An 11772-nucleotide genomic window follows, 5' to 3' on the forward strand; every position below is an offset into this window, starting at 1 on the left:
TCGTTCTCGCCTCGTCGAGCCGCGCGGCCATTCCGGTGGTGAGTGCATGCATGCGCGGCCAGCGGCGCTCCTGGCGTCGCCCTGCCCCCTCGGTCCCGGCGACGCGCGGCGACCCCTGCGGCGGGGCAAGTCGCTCCTCGTTCCTCGTCGCTTCCATGCCCGCCTCGCGGTCTTCGCCCGTCCACCGCGCTCACTCCGACTCCGCAGAGCTCCGTCTACGTTTGCGGCCGCCTCATCCTGCTGCGCTCCTCGCTCGTTCCTCACTCGTCTCTCCACAGCCTGATTCGTCACACCTCAGGCATTAGCAATGAACGAGGTACCGTCCCCGCCGTGATGACGATGCACATCCTCTCCGCGGGGGACGGGTATGCGTACTACACGAGCGAGGTCGCTACGGGTGATGCGAAGCGCGATCGGGATCGTGAGCTCGGCGACTACTACACCGTCGACGGCAACCCTCCCGGCCGCTGGATGGGCGGCGGCGCGGCGCTCCTCGGCGTGTCCGGGACGGTCACCGAGGAGCAGATGAAAGCCCTCTACGGTGAAGGGCTGCATCCGGACGCGGACCGCATCATCGCCGAGGCTCTCGCCGAGGGGGTGTCCGCTAAGGAGGCGCAGCAGCGCGCCAAGCTCGGCCGCGCCTCCTACGCCTACCGCGCCGGACCCACCACGCTGCAAGGGCGGATCCAGGCTGGTTACGACGCGTTCCAGCGCCTCAACGGCCACGAGCCCGACGCCGAGGAACGCCGCATCATCCGCGCCCGCGAGGGTGCGCGGGCGTTCCGCGACGCCAAGGGACGGGAGCCGGCGGACAAGGAGGAGCTCGGCAAGTTCATCACCGCCGCCACCCGTCCCGACCAGACCGCGGTCGCCGGGTTCGACCTCGTCTGCTCCCCGTCGAAGAGCGTCTCCGTTCTCTGGGCGCTCGGCGACAGGGACACCCGGAAGGTCATCGAGGCGGCCCAAGAGCAAGCCGTGCGTGACACCATCGGCTACCTCGAGCGCGAGGCGATCGCCACCCGTGCCGGTACCAACGGGGTCGCGCAGATCGAGGTCGAGGGCGGCATCGCGGCGACCGTGTTCCGTCACTACGACTCCCGGAACGGGGACCCGCAGCTGCACGACCACGTCGTGGTCGCGAACAAGGTCAAGGGCGTCGACGGCAAGTGGCGCACCATCGACTCCAAGCTCCTGCACCGCATGAACGTGCCGGCCTCGGAGTTCTACAACGCCGCCGTCATGTCCGAGGTGTGCCGCCGCCTCGGCGTCACCACGACCGCCCGGGTCCCCTCCCCCGGCAAGCGTCCGGTGATGGAAATCGCGGGCGTCGACCCGGACCTGATCGACACGTTCTCCTCCCGCTCCGCGTCCATCCGGGCGACGACCACCCGGCTGACGGAGGAGTACCAGCGCGACCACGGCCGTGCCCCGGACGCGAAGACCCTCATCGCGATCGCGCAGCAGGCGACGTTGGAGACGCGCCCGCAGAAGGACGACGTCCGCTCCCCGCAGGCCATCCACGAGGCCGCCGTCGCCCGCGTCGGCGCCGACCGCGCCGCCGGCCTCGTCGACGCCGCGCGCGCCCTCGCGCGCACGAACAAGGAGGCCGCGAGCGTCGACGTCGACGAGATCACCGCGCAGGTGCTCCGCACGGTGGAAGAGCATCACGCGGTGTGGGGCGCGCACGTCATCGAGGCCGAAGCACGCCGGCACCTCGCCGCCCTGATCCCCGACCAGAGCGTCGCGGAACCCCTCGTGCAGAAGGTCACCCGTGCCGCCCTGGGCGGATCGGTGACGCTCACTCCCCCGTCCCCGCATGGCGCGTTCACGCCGCTCACGCGGTCGGACGGGTCGAGCATCTACGACCACAAGGGCAAGACCCTGTTCACGTCGACGCGGATCCTCGACGCCGAGGACCAGCTCCTCGACGCCGCCCGCACCCGCACCGTGTCCCCCGTCAGCCGGGACACGTTCGAGCGCACTGCCGCCCAGCACTCCGGCCCGCTCGACGCCGGCCAACGGGATCTCGCCCGCGAGTTCGCGACCTCGGACCGTGAGCTCGTGGTCGGCATCGGGCCCGCCGGCGCCGGCAAGACGACCGCGCTGCGCCTGGCCGCGACCGCGCTCGAGGACGGCGGCCGCCGCATGATCGGCCTCGCCCCCTCCGCCCCGGCCGCGTCCGTGATTGCCGAAGCAGTGGGCATCGAGGCGACCACCATCCACGGGTTCCTGACCGCCCACGCGCAGGCGGAGCTGCCTGCCAAGTACGAGATCCGCGCCGGTGACGTCCTGGTCGTCGACGAGGCCGGCATGGCCGGCACTCAGCGCCTCGCCGCCTTGCACACCATCGCCCGCGAGTACGGCGCGTACGTGCGCCTCATCGGCGACGACCGGCAGCTCTCCGCGGTCGAGGCCGGCGGTGCGCTGCGCCTGATCGACCGCGAGGTGGGGTCCGTGCGCCTCGAGCACGTCCACCGGTTCCAGGACGCCGACGAAGCCGAAGCCTCGCTGCACCTGCGCGACCCGCTGCGGCCCGGGGACCCGTTCGCCTGGTACCAGGCGAACGATCGGGTCGTCGGGGGCGACGTCGACCGGATGACCGACGCCGTGTTCGCCGGCTGGCAGACCGACACCGATGCGGGTCTCCGCTCGCTCATGCTCGCGCCGACCGGTGCCACCGTCACCGAGCTCAACGCCCGTGCGCAGGCCCACCGCATCGCGGCCGGCGCTGTCACCGGCACCCGCTCGGTGAAGCTCCGCGACGACCTCTCCGCGCACGTCGGCGACGTCATCGCCACTCGCCGCAATGAGTCGCTGCTGCGGATCCAGAACGGCCGCGACCGGGTCAAGAACGGCGACCTGTGGCAGGTCGCCCGCATCGGGGCCGACGGATCCCTCGACGTCGTCCACCGCGACCACGCCGCACCCGTCACGCTCCCCGCCGGGTACGTGCGCGAGCACGTCGAGCTCGGCTATGCCCGCACCATCAGCCGCTCGCAGGGCCTCACCGCCGACACCAGTCACGTCCTGGGCGATGAGAGCATGACCCGCGAGACCGCCTACACCGGCCTCACCCGCGGCAAGCAGTCCAACCGGCTCTACCTCGACGTCGCCGACGGCGCCGCCGTCGACGACGCGCTCGAGCAGATCGCCGCCCGCTCCGACGCGATGCTCTCCGCACACGAGACCATCCGCGCAGAGCAGGACCGCGTCGACGACCTGGTAACCCTCATCGACCAGCACGCCGACGTCGCCGATCGCGCCGGCGAGATCCGCTACGGCCGGATCGCCGAGGTCGCCCTCGGGACCAGCCTCGCCACCACCCTGCAGTCGCAGGAGAGCTGGGGCGCCGTCGCGGCCGCGCTCCGGCACGCCGAGGACTACGGGTTCAGCCCCGTAGACACGCTCCGCGTCGCGTACGAGCAGCGCGAGATCGGTACGGCGGACGATGTGCCGGCGGTGCTGTCCTGGCGCATCGAGCGCGCCCTCGAGAAGATCGACGCCCCGAGGCGCTCCGTCATGGACCTGCCCGACGTCGACGGTGTCGCCGCGTGGATCGCCGACGCCCGCCTCCAGGACAACGACCTGGTGCCCGAGGACTGGCGCGAGCACCTGCAGGAGCGCCACCACTACATCGGCGTCCGCCTCAAGGAGCGCGGCGCGACCCTCGCCGTCGAGCGCCCCGCGTGGACGGATGCGCTCGGCGCCGTCCCGTCGCACCCCACGCGCATGTTCCCCTGGCATCAGCTCGCCGCCGAGGTCGACGTCCTTCGCGCGAAGTACCGCGTCGACCCCGCCGAGCCGGCCGCCATACCGGCGACGTTGCGCGGGAAAGAGATCGCCGACCGCCTGCAGCAGCGTGTGACCGCCATGTACAAGGCGTCCCTGCTCCTCAGCGCCGAACCAATCGCCCTCGACACCCGCCAGCGGTACGCCGCCCACTTCACCGCCCGCGTCGAGGCCGCCCGCGCCACCCTCGGCCGGCCGGTCGCCGTGCCGGCGATGGCGGCCGCGCAGCAGGGTCCGGCGGTCGTGGCCACGGCTACGGCTACGGTGTCCACCGATCTCGCCTCGGCGGCGACTCCGCAGGCGTCCATCGCCGAGACCGTAGCCGCGTCCGCGACAAGCACCGAGACCACCCCCGTGGCCACGGCCTCCCGCACAACCGAGCAGGAAGGAACCACCATGAGCGATCCCATTGACGAGGCGCTCGAGCACGTTGGCCGGCACGCGGGCCGCGTTGGGCAGACCATTACCTCGGAGGTCACCCGACAGATCCAGCGCGTCGCTGACGAGCGGCGCCGCGAGCAGCAGGAGATCCAGCGCAGGGCTGAGCGTGAGCGCGATCAGGCAGTCCGAGAGGCGCTGCGGCAGGCAGACCGCGATCGGAAGAAGGCCGAGCAGGCCGTCGCGCGGGAACAGGAGCGGGCTGACCGGCTCGCCTCCCGCTATGGCCGCCCTGAGACAGAGCAGCAGCGTGAGGACGCCGCTCCTGTTGAAGGCCCCACGCTCGAGGACGACCCAACGGCACTCACATCCGATGCCCGCGACGGCTTGCATGCAGAGGCAGAGGTGATCGATTCCCACGCACAGAGTGAGGACGCCGCGTTTACGGGGCGTGAGCTCGAGGAGCGCGAGATGCTGCGCGTTGCCGGCATCGACCCTGCCGAACAACCTAGCGGCACCGTCAGCGGCACGTCATGGTCAAACCAGCCGGCGGCTCCGGAGATCTTGCGGGCTGACGACGGCATCGAGCGGTGACGATGATGCGGTTCGGTGGGGTCTCCACGTGAAGGTCTCGGTGCAGCTCTCTCTCGGGAAGTATTCCTGCGCGGGCTGCTCTGTGGAGATGTGGTGGGTGCTCTGGATGCGAGCCATCTCCCCCGAGCCCGCCGACTGGGTAAACGCGTGGCACGGCGACACCGAGGAGTATTTCGAGTCAGGCAAGGACTTCGCGATGCCGGTCGTCATCGAGCAGTCGGGCGCTACGGAGACCGCGCGCACGCTCCTCCGGGAGCTGAACCTCGACAGTCGGGCCCGGCAGCTCGTAGATCGGCCACCGGGACTGCGTGGGGCGTCGTACAACCCCAACCGGTGTCCGCGATGCGCTCACGTAGCGGACTGGGACATGTTGGAGCATCTCGTCATCGAGGCGGCGCACCACCAGCATGCGCTCTGGAGGCTTCGACCTGTCGAGGTCAGTCCAGCACGCTGGGCGTACCTCATCGAAGAACAGCACTCGATTCGAGGCTTTTGAGCTCCACAGCGGTGCGCTGGAGTGCACGCGTGCCATCGGGAGTCGTGCATCTCGCCGCACGGTGTGCAGATGACCGCCGCGGAAGTCGAACCCGAGAATGTCGGTGCCGAGGTCGTCGAGATTCGCGCGCGCGCCCAGGTCAGGAAAGGTGGGCCGACATCCAGGACCGTCATAGGTGCAGCCGCCCGAAAGGGCCTGGCTCGAGAGGAGGTCCGACGCATACGCAGGCAGTCTATTTTTCTGACTCTGCGCCGCTCGCGCTAATGTGTATCTGTCGACCGACAGAAATAGGGTGTTGAGACATGAGCGGATCGTTCCTGGACACGATGGCGTCAATGGGTGACCTGGTCACCGTGAGCGTCGAGCCGGGCCCGGCGAGCACGCAGACGAGCCCGTTCGAGACAAGGTGCCTTGTTCAAGCCACCACGGGCTTCTTCGAGGTGTCGACACCGATCTACAAGGGCGACACGGTGGCCCTACCAGATCCGCGTGGAGGTACTGAACGGCGGTACGCCAGCCAAGTCAAGGTCAACAACTCACCCGCCCTCGAGGGCATGAGCCACATCGCTGCGAAGTGGGGCGACCCGCCGGCTCCTTCCTCGTCCGGCACGTCCACGGTCGTGCACGGACCGATCATCAATGTGACCGGTAGCGGTGCGACGCAGATCGCGTGGGACAACATGCGGGTCGAGCAGCACAACACTCCTACGACGGTCGCACCGGGGTTCGAGCGCCTGGCAGAGACGGTCGCGAACATCCTGGAGAACGTCGAGGGCCTCGGCGTCGATGCTGCAGATCAGGCCAACATCGCGGACGAGGCAACGGACCTGCTCGCCGAGGTGTCCAAGTCCGAGCCCGACGTCAGCCGGCTGGGCCGGGGCCTCATGGCGCTGAAGGGCGCTATCGCTCCCATCGCCCTCCAGCTACAGGGCGGGGTCGGTGACGGCGCGCGAGACATGGCACGAACTTGGGTGGAGCAGCTCGGCTCAGGCCTTCTTCCGCCCATGTAGCGACGTGGGTGTGCACTTCGTAGGCGCAACCAACATCTGGGCCGCAGATCGTCTGCTCACGAACGCAGACGACGCCTGTTCCCAGCCGAGCCGGTCCTTCGGCCGCGCCGTCGGACATGCGCCGCCGGCGTCGTCAATCAGGTGGCACCCCTTCGCACCTTCCCGGGGAGATCAGGGATGACGAGCACGTTGTGGGGAACTCCGGCACTGGTACGTGACAGCTCACACGGCGATCGCGACTCGGAGCGCTAACGGAAAGGGCAGGCGCCCCATCGGCGTCCGCCCTTGTCCGCACATCCGCTCAGCAGAGGATGTTCACTTCTCCGGGATGGCAGAGCACCACGATCTGATCACCCGTTCGTATCACGTGCCATCCTCTGTCTCGGGCCTCCTGGAGGATCTCGGGGAGCGCGCCGACGCGGTCCACGTCGCTCTCCTTTCGACGTATGACTCCACCTGTGGCCGCGGCTGCCGCCGCGAAGAATTCAGTGACATAAGCGCTCATGGGGTAAACGTACGAGTGCCGTCTGTCCCGCCGCTCATCCCTCTTTGGGGGTGGGAGCCCTAGACGAGCGGGAAGCCATCCGGTGGCATCTGCGGCATTATCGGCAGCGGCTCCCCATCGTTGTCGGCCAGGTGCCCGGCCGCGTTGCAGGCTCGGAAGGGGCCGTGCGTCTTGTCGAAGATGATTCGAGCGTGGTGGTCCCAGTGCTGCACCCACCATGCCGACTGCGCGAGCCGGTCGTCCGGCATGCGCTTCGTCGCTTCGAGGTAGCCCTTCCAGGACACGTAGAACCGCTCGACGACCTCGGGGTGCTTCCACCACTCCGGGCACCACCCCGGCCTCTGCCTGACCGGGACGCCGAACGCCTCGACGCGGCTCAGCTGCAGCGAGACCCAGTCGAGGAAGAGCTTCCGCTCGTCCGGCTTCGGCTTCGTCGGGCGGGGCGTGGCTGTCGCTCCGCGCTCGTCGACGACCTCGCCTGTGCCGGGGTTGGCCGGTGGCATGCGCTCGTCCTCCGGCGGTGGGGGCGCGTCGCGATCGGATGGCGGCGGGATCTCGTCGTCGCCCCAGTTGGGCGGCGGAACGACGGGCCAGCTGCTCGCGTCAAACGGCGTCGACATGCGCGGCCCTGTCCGTGTTCGCCTCAGGATTGGCCGCCGGCTTCTTCGGCTTCACGATCTCGCCGTTGACCACTTCCTGCCCGTCGACCATGGCCCTAAGTACCTTGTCCTCGAACCAGGGCCGGATTCGGATGAGGACCGGTCCGACGTCGGAAGCGTCGAACACCGCTCGCCACTTCGGCAGGTGCGCCAGGACGTCCGCGGGAAGGATCTGCGTCGATTTCGACGTCCGGGACTTCGTCGAGCCGTTCCGGCCGGAGGAGGTGTTCGTCGACCACTGCTCGTAGGTGCCGATGCTCTCGCTGAACCGCCTGAGGAAGGGCGACTGGGTGGACTCGCCGCCGCCGTAGACGCGGATCGACGACGCGCTCCAGAGGGTGTCGGCGCCGTCGTTGCCGAAGGTGCGGACGATCTGCCCCCAGGACTGGAAGTACATGCTGAGGCTCAGCCCCATCGACCCGTAGAACGAGACGAGGTCAGGGAGCTCCGGCCAGCGGACGATGTTGGCGACCTCGTCGAGCTCGAACACGAGGGGCACGGTGATCCGGCCGCCGTCCGCGGCCGCCGCCCTCTCACCTGCGCGGGCGATCGACCGCACGAGCGCGGCGACGAATGCGCCACCGGATCCCGCGCCGTTACGGGAGATCAGCACGGCCGTGTCGTCGCTCCCCACGAAGGCCTCCGCGTCGAACTGGCGCACACCAGGTGCATGGCTCCACAGGAGCAGCTTGTCGTTGGCGAGGGCGGACGCCATCCGCTGCGCGGTCGCGTAGACGCTGCCGCGGGTCTTTTCCGGCTGGCCCTGCAAGCCGAGCAGTGCCGCCGCCGGTCCTGGCTGGTCGTGCTTCTGCATGATCGCGCGCAACTCGGCGTGCTCCTGCTGCGTGATCCACGCGTAGACCTGGATGAGCCCGACGCCCTCGAGCTTCGCCGCGAGGAGCGCGTATGCGAACAGGTCCAGGCCCTGTGAATCGAACTGGGCGTCCCTCTTGCTGTCCGCGTCCTTCGTGCTGGCCTCGAAGATCGCCGCGATCTCCTGGGCGCTGATGAGGTCGGTGACGTCGTCCAACGGGTCGTAGACGAAGTCCGGGCGCGCGTCCCGCCGGTAGACCTGCATGGGGTCATAGACCCACTGCCGCCCCTTGCGCTTCCGTCCCGCGAGGACGTCCTTCACCCCGTCGACCTTGTTCGACGTCATCACCGCCGGCCCGGGCGCTTCGAGCATGTGGCGCACGACGGTGCCCGTCGTCTTACCTCGGCCCGGACCGAAGACGTAGATCGCGATATCGCGCCAGCCCTGCCAGATCCACGTCGATCCTGCGCCGACGAGCGTGCCGACCCTCTGCCCGGGCGGGAGACGCTCGGCGCGAGGGTGCAGCTCCCCTCGCGTGGACTTCAGGCGAGCCGCGTACAGCACCGGATCGAGCTTGTTGCCGGCCCGGAGATGACGCTGCATTCGGTCCACAGGATGCGAGCCGTACCGCCGGGTCACGGAGAACAGGCCGCCCGCGAGAGCGAGCGCCACCGCGGCGATGACGAGCGCGGGCGCCCACCACGGCCAGGGCATCGGACCGAAAGGAGTGGCCAGCGTGTCCAGGGCGGTCGTGCTCATCGAGTTGTCCTCTTCCTCGTCATGTGTGCGATCGGCTGATGTCGTGCGGCGCTACTCGAGCCCATCGACGGGCCGCCAGACCTGGCCGTTCGGCTGCCCCCAGACCTTCTGGATCTTGACGACGTCGCCGACCTTCGGGGCGGCGATCATCAGCTCGCCGCCGAGGCTGATGCCGACGTGCCAGGCGTCGTCGCCGCCCCAGAAGATGAGGTCGCCGGGCTGGAGCTCGGACAGCGGATGCATCTGCCCGCGCGCGACGCCGTTACGCCACTGCGTTGTCGCGGAGTGCCCGTCGTCGATGTCGATCCCGATGCCGGCGTACGCGAGCTTGGTCAGGCCGGAGCAGTCCCAGCTGTCAGGACCGGCGCCGCCGAGTCGATACGACTTGCCGAGCTGCTCCTTGGCGAACGCGATGACCTTAGCGACCTGCTCGGCATGCGGCCCCGTCGGCGGACGCTCCCCCGGATCGAGCCCGCCGTTCGTCGTGGTTCCGCTGCGCGAGCAGGCGAGTCCCCGATCCGTGGTCGATACACGCGCGACGTCACTCACAGAGAGGCCGTCCATGAGCTGCGCCGCCTCCGGCAGGTGCGTCGCGTAGCGGTCGGGGAACGCCGACCGCTCCACCGCCTGAGCCGCCTCGCCCGGCGCCTTCGCCTCCCAGCCGGGGACAGCGGCAAGGCGGTCGTAGAAGAGCCCGACGGCGTAGCGCGGATCCGTGATCTGGTCGTGCGTGCCCCACCCCTGCGACGGCCGCATCTGGAAGAGGCCGGCGGAGTCGCGATCGCCGCCCTCGAGATCCCGGAGGCCCGACTCGGTCATCGCCGCGATGAGGGCGACCTGCTGCGCGTGCCGGTCGAGACCGCGTTGCCGGCCGATTGAGAGGATCGATACCGCGTTCTGGATCTGCTCGCCCGAGTACGCGCCGATGCGGTCAGGGAGCTGGCCCGTCTGCACGGCGACTGCTGGCCCAGCGGCGGCACAGGCGGAAGCCGAGGCCCTATCGCTCCCTCCGTCAATAACGACGCTGAAGACGACTACGACCAGCGCCGCGAGGCCGACGACCGGGGCGGCGACCACCATGGCGATCACACCGCCCTTGCTCACGGCGCGCCGCCGGCCGGGTCGATGTACGAGACCTCCCATGGTGCGGCCGGTCCGTCGCGGTGCAGCGTGACGGTCACCGGTCCGCCGACCGCGGCGTCCAACTGCCATGCCGCATCCGTCGCTGTCCGCTGATCGCCGACTGACCCGCCGGCGTCCATCACGCCCGCGCACGGCACGTTCGCCGGATCCGTCGCCGCGTAGAGTGTGCGGGCCTCCCCCGTGAGCAACGGGTCGAGTGCGCGCTGCCACGTCCCCGAGTCGACGTCGGGTCTGCAGAAGTCGGTCGCGGCCTCGAACGCCAACGCGCGATCCTCCGGTTCGGGTGTCTCCGTCTGCGTCGCGTCAGCCTTGAAGACGCCCGGTTCTTCAACCCCTGAGCCGGGCACCGAACACGCCACCAGCATCACGGCGACTAGCAGAGTGCTAGCGCCCACCGCTCCGACAGCCGTGACCACGGCCTTCCTCGACATGAGACCTACCGGTACCTGTCAACGATCGCGGCCGCGATGCGCATCCACGCCAGGCGCGTGGCCGGCGACACGCGCTCCGGCACGATCTGCACTCCCCCGGCCGCGGCCCGGTCGCGCGGGATCTGGATGAGCTGCGCCGATGACACCTCGAGGAACCGCGCGATCGCCGAACGGTCGACCTCATCCGGCACGTCCGCCATGTCGGTGACGACGACAATCGCGCCGTCGGCGAGGTGCGCGTACCCGTGCTCGCGCAGCCAGCCGATGGCGCGGGCGACACGGTCGGCCGCCGAAACCGCCCAGTCGGTCACGATCACGACGTTGGAGACGCTGCGGAGGATGCCCGCCATCGCCGGGTGCGAGACGCCCGTGCCGCAGTCGGTGAGCACCACGCTGTAGTACCGCGCCACCAGTGCCTGGACCCGGGCGTGGTCGTCGGCGGTGAGCGCGTCGGACACCTCGGGGTCCTGCTCCCCCGCGATGACATGAAGCCGGTTTGCATGGTGCATGTAACCGGCGAGCTCGGTGAGCGAGCCGATCGTTTCCGCCTCCCGGACGACGTCGGTCACGGTCGGCGCCGTCTCCACGTCGTAGGCCGCCTCGCCCACGACGCGCTCGGCGAGATCGCCGGAGTCCGGGTTCATGTCGACCGCACACGGCGGGTCACCGCGGTGCTCCGCGAGCATCATCCCGACGCCACCGGTCGTCGATGTCTTCCCGACGCCGCCCTTCAGGGAGAGGATCGCAGTGGAGTGGCTTCCGGTCAGCTTCCGGCTGATCCGCCGCGCGAGCTCGTCCGTCTCCCGCTCGAGCGCGGACTGGCCGAGGTTTACCGCGCCCCGGGTCGCCGCGTACACCGCGCCGCGGAGTCCGGTCCGCGGCCGTGGCTTCGTCGTCTTCACGAATCGCACGTCCGCTCGGCGGGTCGAGGCGTCGACAACGGCGGACAATCCAGTGGGCGCGGATGCCTGGATGGTGCCGTCCGCGTCGACGGCGAACCAGCCCTCCCTGCCGGAGACCAGATCCATGCTGTGCACCCGTACCGGACGGCCATGTTCTAGTGCTTGGCGGGTCAGCCACTCGATGGCATCGGCGTACGAGCTGGCGCCGGAGAAGGCGATGTCGCCGAGGCGGAGGACGTCGCCCGTCGCGATCAGGTCGAGCTCATCGCAGGGAATCGTGGTCATGCGGGCC

Annotated in this window: 9 protein-coding genes; 3 read left to right on the forward strand and 6 right to left on the reverse strand. The window is 69.7% G+C overall.

Translation table 11 applies throughout. The features are described from left to right. Positions 1-333 precede the first annotated feature (333 nt). The 3 genes from mobF to KYT88_RS15790 all read left to right on the forward strand — a co-directional run bounded on the left by mobF (position 334) and on the right by KYT88_RS15790 (position 6267). On the forward strand, positions 334-4761 hold the full coding sequence (gene mobF, locus KYT88_RS15780) for a MobF family relaxase (RefSeq protein WP_051629429.1): 4428 nt from the start codon (positions 334-336) through the stop codon (positions 4759-4761). A gap of 28 nt (positions 4762-4789) precedes the next feature. Beyond that, positions 4790-5257, forward strand: coding sequence for a hypothetical protein (locus KYT88_RS15785; RefSeq protein ID WP_043588172.1), 468 nt, complete (start codon positions 4790-4792; stop codon positions 5255-5257). A 302-nt stretch (positions 5258-5559) separates the two neighbouring features. Then, positions 5560-6267: a hypothetical protein gene (locus tag KYT88_RS15790; RefSeq protein ID WP_043588174.1), complete on the forward strand. Its 708-nt coding sequence runs from the start codon at positions 5560-5562 to the stop codon at positions 6265-6267. A gap of 301 nt (positions 6268-6568) precedes the next feature. On the opposite strand, the gene KYT88_RS15795 is transcribed toward KYT88_RS15790, so the two are convergent. The 6 genes from KYT88_RS15795 to KYT88_RS15820 all read right to left on the reverse strand — a co-directional run bounded on the left by KYT88_RS15795 (position 6569) and on the right by KYT88_RS15820 (position 11765). After that, on the reverse strand, positions 6569-6772 hold the full coding sequence (locus KYT88_RS15795; protein WP_147362284.1) for an N-(5'-phosphoribosyl)anthranilate isomerase: 204 nt from the start codon (positions 6770-6772) through the stop codon (positions 6569-6571). A gap of 59 nt (positions 6773-6831) precedes the next feature. Further along, a complete protein-coding gene (locus tag KYT88_RS15800; protein ID WP_051629430.1) occupies positions 6832-7275 on the reverse strand; it encodes a DUF4913 domain-containing protein in 444 nt (147 codons plus the stop codon). Between the two features lie 100 nt (positions 7276-7375). Beyond that, complete coding sequence (locus KYT88_RS15805; RefSeq protein ID WP_051629431.1) at positions 7376-9004, reverse strand: type IV secretory system conjugative DNA transfer family protein; 1629 nt, start codon at positions 9002-9004, stop codon at positions 7376-7378. A gap of 51 nt (positions 9005-9055) precedes the next feature. Further along, positions 9056-9958 carry a C40 family peptidase gene (locus tag KYT88_RS15810; RefSeq protein ID WP_051629432.1) on the reverse strand — a complete coding sequence of 301 codons (903 nt, stop codon included), beginning with the start codon at positions 9956-9958 and terminating at the stop codon, positions 9056-9058. A 146-nt stretch (positions 9959-10104) separates the two neighbouring features. Continuing rightward, complete coding sequence (locus KYT88_RS15815; RefSeq protein WP_043588176.1) at positions 10105-10578, reverse strand: hypothetical protein; 474 nt, start codon at positions 10576-10578, stop codon at positions 10105-10107. 5 nt (positions 10579-10583) lie between these two features. Beyond that, positions 10584-11765 carry a MinD/ParA family ATP-binding protein gene (locus KYT88_RS15820; RefSeq protein WP_043588179.1) on the reverse strand — a complete coding sequence of 394 codons (1182 nt, stop codon included), beginning with the start codon at positions 11763-11765 and terminating at the stop codon, positions 10584-10586. Positions 11766-11772: the final 7 nt, after the last annotated feature.

The organism is Clavibacter sp. A6099 (genome assembly GCF_021919125.1).
GTDB classification, from domain to species: Bacteria; Actinomycetota; Actinomycetes; order Actinomycetales; family Microbacteriaceae; genus Clavibacter; species Clavibacter seminis.